At 73.3% G+C, this 16189-nt stretch carries 13 protein-coding genes; 7 read left to right on the forward strand and 6 right to left on the reverse strand.

Annotated features, from left to right (window positions below):
- Window positions 1-54 precede the first annotated feature (54 nt).
- From HS048_RS23325 to HS048_RS23335, 3 genes are all read right to left on the reverse strand, one after another.
- Window positions 55-1170 (reverse strand): Xaa-Pro peptidase family protein, encoded by a 1116-nt coding sequence (locus tag HS048_RS23325; RefSeq protein WP_068897488.1) that lies wholly within the window; start codon window positions 1168-1170, stop codon window positions 55-57.
- A 137-nt stretch (window positions 1171-1307) separates the two neighbouring features.
- Window positions 1308-2918, reverse strand: coding sequence for a methyl-accepting chemotaxis protein (locus tag HS048_RS23330; RefSeq protein WP_196468671.1), 1611 nt, complete (start codon window positions 2916-2918; stop codon window positions 1308-1310).
- Window positions 2919-3170: 252 nt separating this feature from the next.
- Complete coding sequence (locus HS048_RS23335) at window positions 3171-4142, reverse strand: GlxA family transcriptional regulator (protein WP_196468672.1); 972 nt, start codon at window positions 4140-4142, stop codon at window positions 3171-3173.
- A gap of 72 nt (window positions 4143-4214) precedes the next feature.
- Here HS048_RS23335 and HS048_RS23340 point away from each other — a divergent pair, with 72 nt between their 5' ends.
- Window positions 4215-5420, forward strand: coding sequence for an MFS transporter (locus HS048_RS23340; protein WP_196468673.1), 1206 nt, complete (start codon window positions 4215-4217; stop codon window positions 5418-5420).
- A gap of 47 nt (window positions 5421-5467) precedes the next feature.
- Here HS048_RS23340 and HS048_RS23345 read toward each other — a convergent pair whose 3' ends face one another.
- Window positions 5468-7516 carry a methyl-accepting chemotaxis protein gene (locus HS048_RS23345; protein WP_196468674.1) on the reverse strand — a complete coding sequence of 683 codons (2049 nt, stop codon included), beginning with the start codon at window positions 7514-7516 and terminating at the stop codon, window positions 5468-5470.
- A gap of 323 nt (window positions 7517-7839) precedes the next feature.
- Between HS048_RS23345 and HS048_RS23350 the strand changes: the two genes are divergently transcribed.
- Window positions 7840-8175, forward strand: a complete 336-nt coding sequence (locus tag HS048_RS23350; RefSeq protein ID WP_196468675.1) for an Lsr2 family protein — start codon at window positions 7840-7842, stop codon at window positions 8173-8175.
- 474 nt (window positions 8176-8649) lie between these two features.
- Here HS048_RS23350 and HS048_RS23355 read toward each other — a convergent pair whose 3' ends face one another.
- Complete coding sequence (locus HS048_RS23355; protein WP_196468676.1) at window positions 8650-9681, reverse strand: saccharopine dehydrogenase NADP-binding domain-containing protein; 1032 nt, start codon at window positions 9679-9681, stop codon at window positions 8650-8652.
- A gap of 99 nt (window positions 9682-9780) precedes the next feature.
- On the opposite strand from HS048_RS23355, the gene HS048_RS23360 reads away from it, so the two are divergent.
- The 3 genes from HS048_RS23360 (at window position 9781) to HS048_RS23370 (ending at window position 12373) form a co-directional block, all read left to right on the forward strand.
- Window positions 9781-10782 carry a helix-turn-helix domain-containing protein gene (locus HS048_RS23360; RefSeq protein ID WP_068897418.1) on the forward strand — a complete coding sequence of 334 codons (1002 nt, stop codon included), beginning with the start codon at window positions 9781-9783 and terminating at the stop codon, window positions 10780-10782.
- Between the two features lie 125 nt (window positions 10783-10907).
- The gene (locus tag HS048_RS23365) at window positions 10908-11810 is read left to right on the forward strand and encodes a 5'-3' exonuclease (RefSeq protein ID WP_068897419.1); all 903 of its coding nucleotides are present in this window, start codon (window positions 10908-10910) and stop codon (window positions 11808-11810) included.
- A gap of 188 nt (window positions 11811-11998) precedes the next feature.
- Window positions 11999-12373: a hypothetical protein gene (locus tag HS048_RS23370; protein ID WP_196468677.1), complete on the forward strand. Its 375-nt coding sequence runs from the start codon at window positions 11999-12001 to the stop codon at window positions 12371-12373.
- A 252-nt stretch (window positions 12374-12625) separates the two neighbouring features.
- Here the strand turns inward: HS048_RS23370 and tnpA are convergent, their stop codons facing one another.
- On the reverse strand, window positions 12626-13042 hold the full coding sequence (gene tnpA / locus HS048_RS23375; protein ID WP_196468678.1) for an IS200/IS605 family transposase: 417 nt from the start codon (window positions 13040-13042) through the stop codon (window positions 12626-12628).
- Window positions 13043-13114: 72 nt separating this feature from the next.
- On the opposite strand from tnpA, the gene HS048_RS23380 reads away from it, so the two are divergent.
- Window positions 13115-14428 carry an RNA-guided endonuclease TnpB family protein gene (locus HS048_RS23380; RefSeq protein WP_196468679.1) on the forward strand — a complete coding sequence of 438 codons (1314 nt, stop codon included), beginning with the start codon at window positions 13115-13117 and terminating at the stop codon, window positions 14426-14428.
- 236 nt (window positions 14429-14664) lie between these two features.
- Entirely contained in the window at window positions 14665-16095 is a 1431-nt protein-coding gene (locus HS048_RS23385; protein WP_307832603.1) for an RNB domain-containing ribonuclease, read from the forward strand.
- Window positions 16096-16189 lie beyond the last annotated feature (94 nt).

The raw sequence follows: 16189 nt of genomic DNA on the forward strand, positions 1-16189 counted from the left end.
AACGCCGGCGGACCCCCGCCCGGCCCGGGCGGGGGTCCGGGCGGGAGTGCGGGCCTAGACGACGACCAGCTCTCGGGGGCGGTGGTTGACCCGCTCTCCGCCGTCCTCGGTGCAGATCACGATGTCCTCGATCCGGGCGCCGTGCGTCCCGGGCAGGTAGACGCCCGGCTCGACGGAGAAGGCGAAGCCCGGGGCCAGCGGCTCGGCGTTGCCCGCGACGATGTAGGGCTCCTCGTGGGTCTCCAGGCCGATGCCGTGACCGGTGCGGTGGATGAAGTGCTCGCCGTAGCCCTCGGCCGCGATCACCTCGCGGGCCGCGGCGTCGATCGCCTCGCACGGCACGCCGGGCCGTACGGCGGCGCAGGCCGCCTCCTGGGCGCGCTGGAGCACGTCGTAGTAGCGCAGGAAGTCCGCCGGGGGCTCCCCGACCGAGTAGACGCGGGTGGAGTCGGAGCAGTAGCCGCTGGGCATCTGCCCGCCGATGTCGACCACCACCGGCTCGCCGGCCCGGATGACCCGGTCGGACAGCTCGTGGTGCGGGCTCGCGCCGTTGGGCCCGGAGCCGACGATGACGAAGTCGACCGTCTCGTGGCCGGCGGCGATGATCGCCTCGGCGATGTCCCGGCCCACCTCGCGCTCGGTCCGCCCGGCCTTCAGGAAGCCGGGCACCTGCGCGTGGACCGCGTCGATCGCGGCTCCGGCCTCGCGCAGCGCGGCGGCCTCGGCGGCGCTCTTGCGCATCCGCAGGCCCCGCAGGACCGTCCCGGCGAGCACCTGCTCGGCTCCGGGCAGCGCGTCGCGGAAGCGCAGCGACTGCATCGCCCACATCCGGTCGGCCAGGCCGACCCTGGCCGCCGCGCCCAGGCGGGCGCCGACGGCCGCGTAGGGGTCGTCGGTCTCGTCCCAGGCCACGAACTCGATGCCGAGCCGCGCGGCCGGAGAGTGCTCGGCCGCGGGCAGCTCCAGCCGCGGCACCATCAGGAAGGCGTCGCCCTCGGCGGGCAGCACCAGGCAGGTGAGCCGCTCCAGCGGCAGCGCCTGGTAGCCGGTCACGTAGCGCAGGTCGGGGCCGGGGGTGAGCAGCAGGGCGTCGAGCCCGGCGGCGGCGGTCGCCTCCTGCGCGGCGGCCAGGCGGGCGACGGGATAAAGGTCGTAGGACTCCGTTGTCACGCCGACCAATCTAAGGGGTGTCCCCTCCCGTGAGCCGCCCCGGCTTCGGTGGAGCCGGCTCACGCGCCCCGCTCGAGGACCGCCGGCGCGGGGGACAGCCCTGTACGGGGCCGCCACCCGCGCCGGTGGCCGGACCTTCAGACGGTGAACTGGTCCACGATGCCGTGCAGTTCGGCGGCGACCTCATCGAGCTGACCGGCGGTCCGGCGGGCCTCTGCCACCCCGGCGGTGGTGGTCTGCGCCGCGTCGGCGACCGCGGTGATGCCGGCGGCGATGTCGTCGGCGCCGACCGCGGCCTGGGAGATGTTGCGGCTCATCTCCCCGGAGGTGGCGCTCTGCTCCTCCACCGCGGCGGCGATGGTGGTGGAGTGCTCGCTGACGGTCGTGATGACCGCGCTGATCCCGCCGATGGCCGCGATCGCCGCATCGGTGTCGGCCTGGATCGCCTCGATCCGGCGGGCGATGTCCTCGGTGGCCTTGGCCGTCTCCTGCGCCAGGTCCTTGACCTCCCCGGCCACCACGGCGAAGCCCTTGCCCTGCTCGCCGGCGCGGGCGGCCTCGATGGTCGCGTTCAACGCCAGCAGGTTGGTCTGCTCGGCGATGGACGTGATGGTCTTGATGACCGAGCCGATCTCCGCGCTGGAGGCGCCCAGCTTCGCGACGGTGGCACCGGCGTCCCGTACCGTCCGCACGCCGGTGTCGGCCACCCGGGCCGCCTCCGAGACGCTGCCGGCGATCTCGGCGATGGTGGTGCTCATCTCCTCGCTGGCCGCGGCGATGGTCTGCACGTTGGCCGAGACCTGTTCGGCGGTGGCGGCGACCTGGTCGGAGCGGGCCGCGGTGCCGGTGGCGGCGGTGTCCATCCGCCCGGAGACGGCGGTCAGCTCGCGCGAGGCGCCGGACAGGGCCGCGCTGTGGCGGGCGATCACGCCGAAGGCGTCCCGCAGCACGCCCACGGTCTGAGCCAGGGCGCGGGCCATGTCCCCGAGTTCGTCGCGGCGGCCGGTGTCGACGGAGACGGTCAGGTCTTTGGCGGCGATGGTGCGCAGGGTCTGCACGGTCGCGGCCAGCGGCCGGGTGATGGTCCGGGTCACGGCTACGGCCAGTCCGGCGGCCAGCAGCAGGCACAGGGCGCCCGCACCCAGCATCATGCGGAGGGAGCGGTCGCTGGTGGCGCGCGCGTCGGCGGCCGCGGCGGTGAGGTTGGCGACGGATTCGGCGGCCAGCTCGTCCACGGCGGTGGCGGCCCGCTCGAAGTGCTCCAGCGCCTCGCCGGCCACCAGGTCGCCTGCCTGCCGGGTCTGGGCGGGCGTGCCGTCGCGGTAGGCGGCGACGATGCGGCCGTCGACACGCATGAAGTCCTCGAACGCCGCTTCGGCGTGCTGCAGGTCCTCGCGCTGGGTGGCGGTCAGCTCCAGGCTCTTCAGCTTGTCCAGGTCGCCGCGGAAGGCGGCGGTGGAGGCCACGAAGTTCTTGCGCTGGCCGACGGCGTCATCGGCGGCGCCCGGTACGCCGCGCAGGGCGTCGAAGGCGTAACCGGTCTGCCAGCCGGCGAAGTCGGCGGTGCGGAACTTGGCCGTCAGCGCCGCACCGCGCACCGCCGCGCTGGTGTCCATCCGGGCGGCCGCGTCCCGTGCCGAGGAGATGCCGGCGGCTCCCACCCCGACGGCGCCGCACAGCAGGACGCCCACCACGGCGAAGGCGCCGCCCAGGCGCACGCCGACCTTCAAATCGTTGATCTTGCTCATGTCCGGTTCCCCGCGCTGTCATGTCCGTACCGTTCACCGGGCGCCGTCGGCGCTCGCACTCCGACCATCGGCCGCATCCTCCGCCGGGTGAGTGAATCGCCCCGCCGGATGGACACCGGTCTCCGCCGCGCCTCGGACGCACCGGCTCCCGGCGCAGGGCCTCCTGCCGCCCCTGCTCCTCCGCCATCCGGACTCAGCACGGGGACCGGCGCCGCCCGGCCCGGACCGTCGACGGTGGCCGCCCGTTCGAGCTCAGCGGAAGGAGCGGCGGTAGGCGGCCGGGGTGGTGCGCAGGGCGGTGTGGAAGCGGCGGCGGAGGTTGACCGCCGAGGAGAGACCGACGCGGGTGGCGATGGTCTCGACGGGCAGGTCGGTCTCCTCCAGCAGGGCGCGGGTGGCGGCCAGACGGCGTTCCAGCAGCCAGCGGGCGGGCGGGACACCGAGCTGGTCGGTGAACTGGCGGGTCAGGGTGCGGGAGGAGACGCCCGAGTAGGCGGCCATGTCCTCGACGGTGATCTGGTCGGACAGCCGCGACAGGAGCCATTCGAGCAGGGGCGCCAGGGAGTCCGGCATGGGACCGGTGGTGGGGAGGGGAGGGTACTGGCGCTGGCAGCCCTCGCGGTGCGGGCCGGCGGCGAGCTGGCGGCCGATGCGCATGGCGTGGGCCGCGCCGTACTCCTGGAGGACCTGGTGCAGGCAGAGGTCGAGGGTGGCGGCCGAGGCTCCGGCGGTGGCGACGTCGCCGTGGTCGACGTAGATGACGGTGTCGTCGGGGATGACGCGCGGGTGCCGGGCGGCGAGCTCGCCGGAGAGCTCCCAGTGGACGGAGGCGCGGCGGCCGTCCAGGAGACCGAGCGCGGCGGGGACGAAGATGCCGGCGCACACGGCGACGATGCGGGCGCCGCGGGCGTGGGCGTGGGAGACCGCCTGCAGGACGGCGGGTGAGGGGGTGAGGGTCCAGCTCGCGATGACCACGGTGTCGGCGGCGTCGAGGGCTTCGAGGCCGCGGTCCACCTGGATGGGGACACCGATGGTGGTGGGGAGGGAACCGGGGTGTTCGGTGCACAGGCTGAAGCTGTAGTACTGGGGGATGTCGGGGCCGTGGTAGCCGAACACGGCCGAGGCGGAGGTGACCGGGTAGAGCTCCTGGTTCGGGGCGACCACGGCGACCACGCGATGCGGGCCGGAGGGCGTCGGGGGCGTTTCCGGGCAGTCCAGAGGCATGGCGTAAATGTACTCAATGATGTCATTTGAGACACCGGTGCTCTGATCTGGAGAAATCCAGAATTGGGGCCCATGTGGACGAAGAACTTCACCCTCTACTTCGGGGCCCGCACGATCTCGCTGCTCGGCGACGCGATGATGCCCGTCGCCTCGGCACTGGCCATCGGGAAGGTCCATGGGATCGCGGGCGTCGGCTACGTGCTGGCGCTCTGGACCGCGTCGGCCGTGCTGGTCATGCTGTTCGGCGGGATCGTCGCCGACCGGATCGGCGCCCGGCGCCTGATGATCGGCGCGGACGCGGTCAGGGTCGTCACCCAGGGGGCCGTGGCCGTCGCCTTCCTGGACGGCGCTCCGCCGTACGCCCTGCTGCTGGTGGCGGCGTCCGTGTCGGGCATGGCCGCCGGGATGTTCGAACCGGGCGTCAACGGCATGGTCCCCCTGGTCGCCGGGGATCCGCAGCGGGCCAACGCGACACTGAAGATCGCCGAGGCGGTCACCCAGCTGGCGGGTCCCGCACTGGCCGGAGTCCTCGTCGTCGTCGCCGGGCCGGTCGTCGTCTACACGGTGGACGCCGCGACGTTCCTGGTCAGCGGGGCGTGCCTGCTGCTGGTCCGGGTCGCCGCGCCCAGGACGGAGCCCTCCGACGTGCTGAGCGACCTGCGCAGGGGCTGGAGGGAGTTCAAGGCCATGAGCTGGATGTGGTCGGTGATCCTGGTCTGGGTGTTCTGGGGCGTTCTGGTGATCGGGCCGTCCGTACCGCTGTCGTCGCAGGTCATCGGAGCCGACTACGGCTGGGTGATGGCGGCGCTCGGCCTCGGCACCGTACTGGGCGGGCTGGTGGCGATCAGGCTCAGACCGGGCAGGCCGCTGGCGGCCGGGGCGGTGGCGCTGAGCGGGTACGCGGCGGTGCCGCTGACGGTCGCGCTCGGGCTGCCGCTGCCGCTGCTGATGGCCGGGCACCTGCTCGGGGGGTGCGCGTCGGCGTTCTGGTCGGTGATGTGGTCGACCAGCGTGCAGACGCAGGTCGCACCCGACGTGGTGAACCGGGTCAACGCCTATCAGGTGGCCGGGTCGGTCGCGGGCATGGCGGTCGGACAGGCGCTGGCCGGCCCGGTCGCCACGCTGGTCGAACCGCGTGTCTTCATGCTGGGGTCGGCCCTGGTGACGGTCGGGGTGGTGGCGGCGCTGCTGTCGATCAGGCCGGTCCGGCGGCTGGGCCGGGAACCCCGGGTGCCCGGAGTCCCGCCGATCCCGGTCTCGGCCGGTTCGCCGACGTAGCCGGTCGCCGGCTGCGGCCCGGTGCAGGCGGCGGACGGGCTGCGGCCTCAGTCCCGGCCGGCCAGGGTGCCCATGACGTAGTGGCGGATGCGACCGGCCGCGGCGGGAGGGACCTCGGTGAAGCGCAGGCCGAGTTCGGCGGTGTCCTCGCGTGTCATGTGGTGGACGATCTCCGCCTTCAGCTTCATGGGCGCTCCCCCCTCCAGAGGGATGTCGATCTCGACGTGGTCACCTGTGGTGAGCGGGATGCCGCGGCTGCCGGACAGGTGCGCGCCGGCGGCGCTCAGGTCGAGCAGCTGGGCGGGGTGGCGGTGTCCGGCCGCGCGGATCCACGCCTTGGCGCTGATCGCCGCACGGGGGGAGTCGCGCCGCTCCAGTTGCTCGCTCAGACGCGCCATGGCCGAGATCCGGCCGATCGCCCGCTCCAGGTACTCGTTGAGCAGGTCGACACTGGTGTGCTGCCGGCGGGTCATCATGCCGACCTGTGAGGTCGCCTCGTCGAGGCTGCCGATCCCTCCGCTCATCGCGGCCAGCGCGCCCGTCACGGCGGTCGCGTTGTCCTCCAGCGAGCGGATGATGGCGGTGATCTCCTCGGTCGACCGGGTCGTCGCCGCGGCCAGGTCCTTGACCTCACCGGCCACCACGGCGAAGCCCTGGCCGGCCTCACCGGCGTGGACGGCCTCGATGGTGGCGTTCAGCGCGAGCAGGTGGGTCTGCGCGGCCACGTTCGAAATGATGTGGGCGATCCCGTCCACCTTGTGCAGGCTCTCCTCCAGCTGCTCGATGGCGCCGTTGGCCCGGTGCGCCTGCTCGACGACGCGATGGGCGACGGTGTCGGTCACGCCCACCTGCTCGTCGATGGTGCCGGCGGTGCCGCGCACCTCCCCGGTCTTGTCGACCACGACCTGGAGTTCGTCCATGATGGTGGCGATGCTGCTGTTGATCATCTCCTGGGCGCGCCGGCGGGCCTGCTGCTCGTTGAGCCGCCGTTCGACGTAGGCGGCGCGCAGTTGCTCTTCGCGCGCGGTGGCGGCGCGCTCCAGCTCCGCGTCCTGGCCGGCGATCGTCTCCAGCATGGTGTCGATGGCGCGGCCGAGCGCTCCGATCTCCCCGCGGTCGTCCGAACGCACCCGCAGGCTGCGATCGCCGGAGGTGATGACGGCCTCGGCGGTGCGCAGCAGCGGTCCGACCCGCCGCCGCACGCCGCGGCGCACCAGGACCAGGACCGCGCCGAACAGCAGCACGGCCGCCGCAGCGGTCAGGAGGAAGACCGTGCGCAGTGTCGCTGTGGCGGTCGCGTGGATCGGGCGCTCGCGCACGGCGCCGATCAGGACCGGTGGTCCCGCGGTGGTGGGAACGGTGACGCTCAGACCGATGTGGTCCTCATCGACGGTGCCCGTGGTGACCTTCAGCTCGCCCAGCCGGCCGGACAGCACGAGTGAGCGTCCGTTGGCCGGGGTGGCGTGGTCGGCCAGCTCCACCGGCAGGCCGATCTGCTCACCCAGCATGGCCAGACGGGTCGCGCCCAGGGTCTTGAAGTAGATCAGCCCGCCGGCGGGGGCGCCGCCGCCGTCACCGCGGTGGCTGGCGAATCCGCAGTACAGCAAGGGCGAGCCGGTGGTCCGGACGACGCCGCAGCGGGCCGCTCCCGCGCCGCCGTCGATGTCGAACAGCTGCCGCAGCAGCTCCGGCCGGGCGAGCTCGGCCGGAAGCGGGACGAAGCCCGTCTGCGGGCCGGCCAGTCCGCCGACGCGCGGCCGGCCGTCCGGCCCGGTGCCCACGACGCCGTCCACGCCGTAGATGCGCTGGATGTCGCGGGGCGGGAAGTCCTCCTCGAAGGCGGCCCGGTCGGCCGTGCGCACGTCGGTGAACGAGCCGTCCCAGATCGAGTTGGTCGCACCGTAGTCGGCGAGCAAGCGGATCTCGTAGTCCAGTGCGATGCGTATGCGCCGTGCGTCCTGAGCCACCTCGTCGGCCTCGATGCGGTCGAACGCGGAGACGGTGATCTGCCGCTGCGCCAGGAAACCGAGTGCGACGACCAGCAGCACGACGAGACCGGCCAGGGGGGTGCCGGGATGGAGACGACCAGACTTCATGCCCGTCCTATCGGACGGTGCCGCCTCATCATGAGAAGCGACCCGGGCAGGGATGATCACCGACGGCGGTCGCGGAGGTTTCCGCTGCACACCGCCGTCGCCGGGCGTGGCAGGACCGTCACCGGCACCGCCCGGCGGAGGGCGTCCTGCGGCTGCTTCTTCATCGCGGTTTAACAGCCCCGCAGCCGGTCAGCCCCCTTTCCCGTTCGCCGTGATACGGCGTCATCACATCCCGGCCGGCGAAACACCGGGCGGTCGTTACACCATCGACGCCGTCGACCCACTATCGTGAATCACGTTCGGTTTGATTAAAGGAGCCCATCATGGCAAAGCAGATCCAGGAAATCCTCATCGACGACCTCGACGGAGGTGAGGCTACCCAGACGGTCTCCTTCGCAATTGACGGCAGCAGCTATGAAATCGACCTGAGCGACGTCAACGCCAAGAAGCTCCGCGAGAATCTGGCGCCCTTCGTGGCCGGCGCCCGCCGGGATCTGAGCGCCGCCGCACCCAAGCGCCGGCGTGGTGGCGCCACCCGGGCACTCAGCCGGGAAAAGAGCGCCGACATCCGCGCCTGGGCCAAGCGGCAGGGATACGGCGTCAGCGAGCGGGGCCGCATCGCCCGCGAGATCGTGGAGAAGTACGAGGCCGCGCACTGACCCACCGCGGGAAAGGCCGGTGCCGGCTTCGTTTCCCCGCAAAGGGAGGCCGGCACCGCATGAAGGCCTTCCTGGCGTTCTCACCGCAATGCGGGAGACCGCGCCAGGAGTTGCGCGGCTTCGACCGAACCGTGCCCGTCGGCGCTTGCCGGCGGGCACCGCCGCGCACCGCCGGGGAAAAGCCGGAGCGAACACACCTGTGCGTCCTCCGCCGACCGCATCACCGCTCGGGTACGGCGGTCCGCCCGTGAGAGCCGATCTCCTGCCCGGGTAATCAAGCGTTCCTCCGCCTGACGGCGGAGAGCCTCACACCGCTGCCGGAGAAGTCCGCTTTCAACGGTGGTTCAACACGGACCTGCCTCACTCCCCCGGCCGGATCCCGGTAGGCCGCACCGGTCCCGCGGAAGGAGATCACCACTCTGTGCCCCGCAGGCCCCGTCCCGCTGGCCGGCTCCTGGGGGAAAGCGGCCGACCCTAGGGCCGGGGTTCCACGGAAACGTGCGGGGACAGCGCGCGGAGGAAGTCGGCGGCGTCGAAGATCTCGCCGGCGGAGGCGACGCCGACGGTCCTGGTGCGTCCGGTCAGGATCCGCTCGACCGCTTCCACGACGAGCGGGGCGGTGACGGCGTAGATGTCCCGGCCGCTCGCCACTGCGCCCCGTTCGTCGCCACGGAAGCGCACGACGACGTCGACGAGGAAGGTCTGGTCCGACCGCCCGTGCTCGTCGGCCGGGACCGGGGCCGGCGTGTCCGGGGCGGAGAGGTCCCTGGCGGCCTCGACCGTCATGTAGGTGCGCACTTCGGGGATGGACAGGTGGCTGGGAACGGTGACGACGTCGGCCATCGTGAACTCCCCGATGACGGTCCGGGGACCGATCGGGCCGGGGAAGGACCACTCCAGGACCGGCGGGTCGTCCTGGCGGTACTCCAGCCGGCCGTTCGTGTACACGACGCGCCGGCCGTCCCGCCGCTCCCGGGAGACCGCGCCGGCGGCGCGCGTCCCGGCGGTGGGGTGCCAGCTGCTCAGCCCGTAGGCGACGTGCGCCTCGTCCGCCGCGCTCCAGTCGCCCATGGCGACGGTGGTCAGCAGGTCGCCGAGGCCGCCGTAGAAGGCCATCGCGGGGACGACCACCGCCCCCGCGGCGCGGGCGCGGCCGGCGAAGTGCGTGAAGGTGTCGGCGTTGGCCTCGATCTCGGCCGCCACGTCCACATACGGGATCCCGGCACGCAGTGCCGCCTCGATCACGGGGGCGGCCGTCGTGGCGAAGGGCCCGGCGCAGTTGATCACAGCCGCCGCACCGGCCAGTGCGCGGTCGAGCGAGGCCGCGTCGCCGACCGACGCCGTGCGGGTCTCCAGTCCGGGTGCGGACGCCGCCAGCGCCTTCAGCCTGCCGGCGTCGCGGCCGGAGGCCACCGGGACGAACCCGCGCTCCTGCAGCTCCGCCACCACGAACCGCCCGGTGTGCCCGTACGCGCCGAACACCGCCACCGTCTGCCCCGATCCCATGGGTCCTCCCGTGCTCAAGTGATCCATCACGATCATCCTGTCGGGGACCGGCGTCCCACCGTGAGCGTCTGGAACGCCATCATGCATACAATTCCGGACATGAACACCGTCGCGCTGGCCGCCACCGACGGCATGCTGCACTTCGAGCTCTCCCTGGCGTACGAGGTCTTCGCCGCCGCCCCGGACGGCGTGACGGTCCCCTGGTACGACGTCACCGTCTGCGGGCCGGGCGCCGTACGCGTCGGCCGGTTCCGGCTGGAACCCGACCACGGCCTCGACCGGCTCCCCCGCGCCCGCACCGTGATCGTCCCGGGATGGGCCGACGTCGACGTGGAGCCGCCCGCCGAGCTGGTCGACGCGGTGCGCGCGGCCCATGAGGCGGGCGCACGCGTGGCCTCCCTCTGCACGGGCGCGTTCGTGCTGGCCGCCGCCGGCCTGCTGGACGGAAGGCGCGCGACCACGCACTGGGCGCACACCCGCGCCCTGGCCGCCCGCCACCCCGAGGTGGACGTGGACCCGGACGTCCTGTACGTGGACGGCGGCAGCGTGCTCACCTCCGCGGGCAAGGCCGCGGCCATGGACCTGTGCCTGCACCTGGTCCGCCTCGACCACGGCTCCTCGGTGGCGAACACGGTCGCCCGCCGCCTCGTCGTGCCGCCGCACCGGGACGGCGGCCAGGCGCAGTTCGTCACCACCCCGGTGCCCGCCCCGGACAACCACCCGCTGGCGGACCTGCTCCCCTGGGTGGCCGAACGGCTCGACCGTCCGCTGACCGTGGAGGACATGGCCCGCCGGGCGAACATGAGCTCGCGCAACCTGGGCCGCCACTTCAGGTCGGTGACCGGCACCACCCCGCTGCGGTGGCTGCTGACCCAGCGGATCCGCCGTGCCCAGGAACTGCTGGAGACCACCGACGACGGCGTCGAGGCCATCGCGGCGGCCACCGGCATGGGCACCGCCACGACACTGCGCCGGCACTTCGGCCGCACGGTCGGCGTGCCTCCGGACACCTACCGCCGCACCTTCCGCTCACGGAGCCGCCTCGCCCGGACGGCGGCGGGCGGCGCCACCGGTCTCCCGCCCGGCCCGCAGGAAGGATGATCCGGCCGAGCGGTGGCGGTCCCCACGCCCGTCGATGAGCACGGCACCGACAGGCCCGCCGCGCCCCGGCGTGCCATCGGCGCTACCGTGTCGCTGGTCCCCTACCCCGCCGCCGTGGAGCCGCCATGTTGCTTCTGCTCGACACCCCGTCCCTCTACTACCGCGCCTTCTACGGGGTTCCGGAGTCGGTGACCGCCCCGGACGGCACACCCGTCAACGCGGTCCGCGGCCTCCTCGACATGATCGCCACGCTGGTCCGGGAGCACTCCCCCGGCGGGCTGGCCGCCTGCATGGACGCCGACTGGCGGCCCGCCTTCCGGGTGGCGGCCATCCCGTCCTACAAGACCCACCGCCTCGCCGCTGACGGCGGGGAGGAGACCCCGGAGACCCTCGTCCCGCAGATCACCGTGATCGAGCAGGTGCTCGACGCGGCGGGCATCGCCCGGATCGGGGTCGCCGGTTACGAGGCCGACGACGTCATCGGCACGTTCACCGCCCGCTCCGCCGGGCCGGTCGACATCGTCACCGGTGACCGGGACCTGTTCCAGCTGGTGGACGACGCGCGCCCGGTCCGCGTCCTTTACACAGTAAGGGGAATCAAGAACATCCAGCCCGTCGACGAGGCGGCCGTCACCGGCAGATACGGCATCCCCGGCCGCTGCTACGCCGACTTCGCCGTCCTGCGCGGCGACCCCAGCGACGGCCTGCCGGGCGTCCCCGGTGTCGGCGACAAGACCGCCGCCGCACTGATCACCCGGTTCGGCTCGCTGCCGGCGCTGCTCGAGGCCGCCGACGGGGACGACCCCGCGCTGACCAGGGCCCAGCGCGCCAGGCTCGCCGCCGCCCGCGACTACCTGGCCGTCGCCCCGGCGGTGGTCCGGGTGGCCCCCGACGCGCCGGTCCCGGAGACGGACCTGTCCCTGCCCGCCGCGCCCCGAGACCCGGACGCCCTCGCCTCCCTCGGCGAGCGGTACGGCCTGGCGAGCCCGCTCAAGCGCCTGGCGGCCGCCCTGGGCTGGCAGGCCTGATCCCGCCGTCACCGGCGGTCCCTCCCGGACCCGGTCACCGCGTGGCCCGTCCGGTGCCGCACGCGGTCACCGGGTGACGCCCGGCCCTCCCCGGCGGCCGCGGTCCGGCGGAGCCCTCCCCCGCCGGACCGCGGAGCCCGTCCGCGATCCCCCGATGCCGCCGGGGAGCGGCCTTCCGCCCGTTCGGCGTGCTGGAGGTGCCCGAGGCCGGGGTGGAGACCACCGCCGCGCTGACCGACGCCGACGAGACGGCGGCGGAGGCCGCGCTCGACGAGCTGACCGAGGCGCGGCTGCTCGAACCGGTCGGCGACGGCCGGTTCCGCATGCACGATCTGCTGCGGCTCTTCGCCGCGGAGCTGGCCGCCGTCCACGACACGCCGGAGGAGCGCGCCCGGGCGGTCGGGCGGGTCCTGAACCGGTACCTCGGCCGCTGCCGCCGGCTCCGGGGTCTGCTGCAACCGTATCTGGTGCCTTCCGGAGGGGAGGCCGCGAGCCCGGTGCGGACCCGCAGGGCCTCGCCGCCGCGGTGCGGTGGCTGGAGACGGAACTGCCCTGCCTGGTGACGGCGGCCGCACAGGCGGAGGGAAGCGGACGGGGAAGACCTCCGATGCGGCCCCGCGACGACCCGGTTCCGCGCCTGACGACCCGCAGACGGCCTACCGGTTTAACGATCGAGCGGATGAGCAGCTCATACCGGTTACCGAAGGTCCGCAGAAGGCCTCGGCCTTCAGGCCGGGGATGAACGCGGTCCCCGTCAGGGGATGGCCCGCCGCCAGGCGGGACATCCCGGAGCGTGAAACGCGGACCTGCATGCGTCAGGCCGGGCGGCGCTGCTGCTCGATGTAGGCCTTGACGACGGTCAGTGGAACTCCGCCGCAGGAGGCAGCCAAGTAGCTGGGCGACCAGAAGTGGCCATGCATGATGGCGCGGTTGATCCGGCCGGTGAACTCCTTGCGCAGGTAATGCGAGGAGACGCCCTTCAGCGAGTTGACCAGTTTGCTGATGGCGACCTTGGGCGGGTAATGGACCAGTAGGTGGACGTGATCGTCTTCGCCGTTGAACTCACGTAGCTCGGCCTCGAAGCCGTCACATACCTCGATCATGATCTCTTCGCAGCGGCGCAGCATCACGTCATCGAAGACGTTCCTGCGATATTTGGTCACGAAGACCAGATGGACATGCAGCGCGGAAACCACATGCCTACCACGTCGGTATTCGGCCTCCTGAGTCATAGACCGGATGTTAGTGTGTTCGAGTCCGCGAGTGGCAGACGGGCCATCGGCAGGGCAGGGGAGGTGTTTCGCGTGCTGACCGGACGCAAGTACCGGCTGGAGTTCGACGCCGGGCAGCAGCTGACCGCCGAGCGGATCGCCGCCGTGTGCCGGTCGGCGTGGAACACCGCCCTGGAGCAGCGCCGCGCCTACCGCCGCCGGGGCGCGTTCATCGGCTACGCCGAGCAGTGCCGGCAACTCGCCGACGCCAAAAAGGACTTCCCCTGGCTGGCCGAAGCGCCCGCGCAGGCGCTGCAGCAGACGCTCAAGAACCTGGACGCCGCGTGCCGGCGGCACGGCACCTGGACGGTCCGCTGGAAGACCCGGACCCGCTGGCGGCCGTCGTTCCGGTTCCCCACCCCCAAGCACATCCCGGTCCAGACGATCAACCGCCGGTGGGCGCGGGTGTTCCTGCCGAAGATCGGCTGGGTGCGGTTCCGGCTGTCGCGGCCCCTGGGCGGGACCGTGAAGTCGGCGACCGTCTCCCGCGACGGCGCCCACTGGTTCATCGCGTTCCTCGTCGAGGACGGGCAGTGCACCCCGCAGGTCCATGCCCGCCCCGAGACGGCGGTCGGGGTGGACCGGGGCGTGATCACCGCCGCCGTCACCTCCGACGGGGAGTTCTTCGACCGCCGCCACGCCACCGCCACCGGCGTGTCCTGCCCCGAGCCGCCGAAGGAGGGCAAAGCCGAGCGGGCGGCCGAGCAGGGCTACCTGACGCCCGGCGAGACCGAACGGTATGTGCGGTTGCAGCGGCGTCTGGCCCGCGCGACGAAGGGCTCGGCCCGGCGCAGGCGGGTGGTGCGCGCCCTGGGGGCGATCATGGGGCGGGTCCGGCGGCGGCGCGCGGATTTCACCGCCCAGGCCGCGCACCGGCTGACCCGCGACTACGCGCACGTCGTCTTCGAGGATCTGAGGGTGCGGGCAATGACCGCGTCGGCATCCGGCACGGCCGAGGCGCCGGGCACCCGGGTGGCGCAGAAGTCGGGGCTGAACAAGGCGATCCTGGACAAGGGCTGGTACGGGCTGGAGGTCGCGGTGCGCGCCAAGGCCCGCTACACCGGCAGTGTCGTCAGTACGGTTCCGGCCGCGTACACGTCCCAGACGTGCTCGGTGCCGGCCTGCGGGCGGGTGGATGCGAAGAGCCGCGAGAGCCAAGCGCTCTTCCGCTGCACCGCCTGCGGGCAGGTCGAGCACGCCGATGTGAACGCGGCCAAATGCGTCAAAATCAGAGGACAGGCGGCCGGGCCGGTCGTCTCAGGGCGTGGAGACTGCGGGGGTGCCCGGGTCGGTGAAGCGTCAAGCACCCGTTCCACAGCGCGCGGCGCGCCCCGCGTTGCCGCGTGAGCGGCACGGGAATCCCCGTCCCTTCAGGGCGGGGAGCAGGTCAAGGCTGGAGAAGCAGCGGTGTCGACGCAGTATTCCCGCAGCCGGGCGCAGAGGATGCCGACCTGGAGGGATCGATCAGCATTGATCACGACTCATGACCTCAGACCGGGTTCGCGGCCGATGACCGGACGGTCACCGCGCCGCGTGGAGTGTCCGGTACGGCCCGCGCGGCCGGGAACGGTAGGTTGATCGCCGTGCCGTACAGGAGCATCCGGGTGCCCGGCGAGTGCCATCCTCGCCTCGAGGAGGGTTTCGAGCGGATCCGCCGGGAGCTGAAGCTGCCGGAGGAGTTCCCGCGCGCCGTGGTCGACGAGGCGGAGTGGGTCGCCGAGGTGCCCCGGCTGCCCGCGCTCGACCGGACCGACCTGCCGCTCATCACGATCGACCCGCCCGGCGCGACGGACCTGGACCAGGCCCTGCACCTGGAGGAGCGTCCCGGCGGCTACCGCGTCTGGTACGCCATCGCCGACGTGGGGGCGTTCGTCCGGCCGGGCGGGAGGATCGACGCCGAGGCCCGGCTCCGGGGCGAGACCGTCTACCTGCCCGACGGACGGGTCCCGCTCCATCCGCCGGTGCTGTCGGAGGGCGCCGCGAGCCTGCTGCCCGGCGCGGTCCGCCCGGCCGCGCTGTGGTGCCTGGACCTGGACGCCGACGGGCAGGTCGTGGGCGCCGACGTCACCCGGGCCCGGGTGCGCAGCCGCGAGCGGCTCGACTACGACTACGTCCAGGCGGCGGTCGACACCGGCACCGCCGACGGCACGCTGCGCCTGCTGGCCGAGATCGGCAGGCTCCGCCTGGCGCTGGAGCGGGCCAGGGACGGCGTCACGCTGCCCGTCCCGGAGCAGGAGGTGGTCGCCGGCGCGGACGGCTGCTACCGGGTGGAGCTGCGCGCCCCGCTGGACGCCGAGGCGTGGAACGCGCAGATCTCCCTGATGACCGGCATGGCCGCCGCCACGATGATGCTGGACGCCGAGATCGGCCTGCTGCGGGTGTTGCCGCCCGCCCCGGCCGACGCGGTCGCCCGGGTACGGCGGGCGGCCGCGGCGCTGAACGTGCCGTGGCCCGAGGACGCCTCCTACGGCGACGTCGTGCACTCCCTCGACCCGCGGATCCCGCAGCAGGCCGCGTTCCTGGAGGAGTCGACGGTGCTGCTGCGCGGCGCCGGCTACACGGCCTTCGACGGAGAGCCGCCGGCGGAGGCGGGCCACGCCGCGGTGGCGGCGCCGTACGCCCACGTGACCGCTCCCCTGCGCCGCCTCGTCGACCGCTACGCCACCGAGATCTGCCTGGCGGTCGCGGCGGGCGAGCCGGTGCCCGAGGAGGTCCGGCGGGTCCTGCCCGAACTGCCGGACGTCATGCGGGCCACCGGGCGGCGCGCGGGCGCGGCGGAGCGCGAGTGCGTGAACCTGGTGGAGGCGTTCGTGCTGCGCGATCGGGTCGCCCAGACGTTCGACGCCGTGGTGATCGGCGCCGACGAGGACGGCTCCGGCGGCGAGGTCCAGCTCCTCGACCCCCCGGTGGTGGCCCGCTGCGACGGCGAGCGCCTCCCGCTGGGCGAGCCGGTCCGGGTGCGGCTGACTCGCGCCGACCCGGCCACCCGGGAGGTCCGCTTCGGCCTGGCCTGACCACCACCGATCCGGCGGATGCGTGCATCCGCGCTCAGGTCCGGATGCGTGCATCCGCGCTCGGACCCTGGTGCGCCGCACCTCCTTGCGCACC

This window comes from Planomonospora sp. ID91781 (assembly GCF_015711595.1).
Lineage (GTDB): Bacteria > Actinomycetota > Actinomycetes > Streptosporangiales > Streptosporangiaceae > Planomonospora > Planomonospora parontospora.

Excerpts from the sequence above, each read along its gene's own strand:
- HS048_RS23340 (WP_196468673.1), top strand. The coding sequence starts at position 4,215 with ATGTGGACGAAGAACTTCACCCTCTACTTCGGGGCCCGCACGATCTCG.
- HS048_RS23330 (WP_196468671.1), bottom strand. The coding sequence starts at position 2,918 with ATGAGCAAGATCAACGATTTGAAGGTCGGCGTGCGCCTGGGCGGCGCC.
- HS048_RS23355 (WP_196468676.1), bottom strand. The coding sequence starts at position 9,681 with ATGGGATCGGGGCAGACGGTGGCGGTGTTCGGCGCGTACGGGCACACC.
- HS048_RS23345 (WP_196468674.1), bottom strand. The coding sequence starts at position 7,516 with ATGAAGTCTGGTCGTCTCCATCCCGGCACCCCCCTGGCCGGTCTCGTC.
- HS048_RS23350 (WP_196468675.1), top strand. The coding sequence starts at position 7,840 with ATGGCAAAGCAGATCCAGGAAATCCTCATCGACGACCTCGACGGAGGT.
- tnpA (WP_196468678.1), bottom strand. The coding sequence starts at position 13,042 with ATGACTCAGGAGGCCGAATACCGACGTGGTAGGCATGTGGTTTCCGCG.
- HS048_RS23335 (WP_196468672.1), bottom strand. The coding sequence starts at position 4,142 with ATGCCTCTGGACTGCCCGGAAACGCCCCCGACGCCCTCCGGCCCGCAT.
- HS048_RS23365 (WP_068897419.1), top strand. The coding sequence starts at position 10,908 with ATGTTGCTTCTGCTCGACACCCCGTCCCTCTACTACCGCGCCTTCTAC.
- HS048_RS23360 (WP_068897418.1), top strand. The coding sequence starts at position 9,781 with ATGAACACCGTCGCGCTGGCCGCCACCGACGGCATGCTGCACTTCGAG.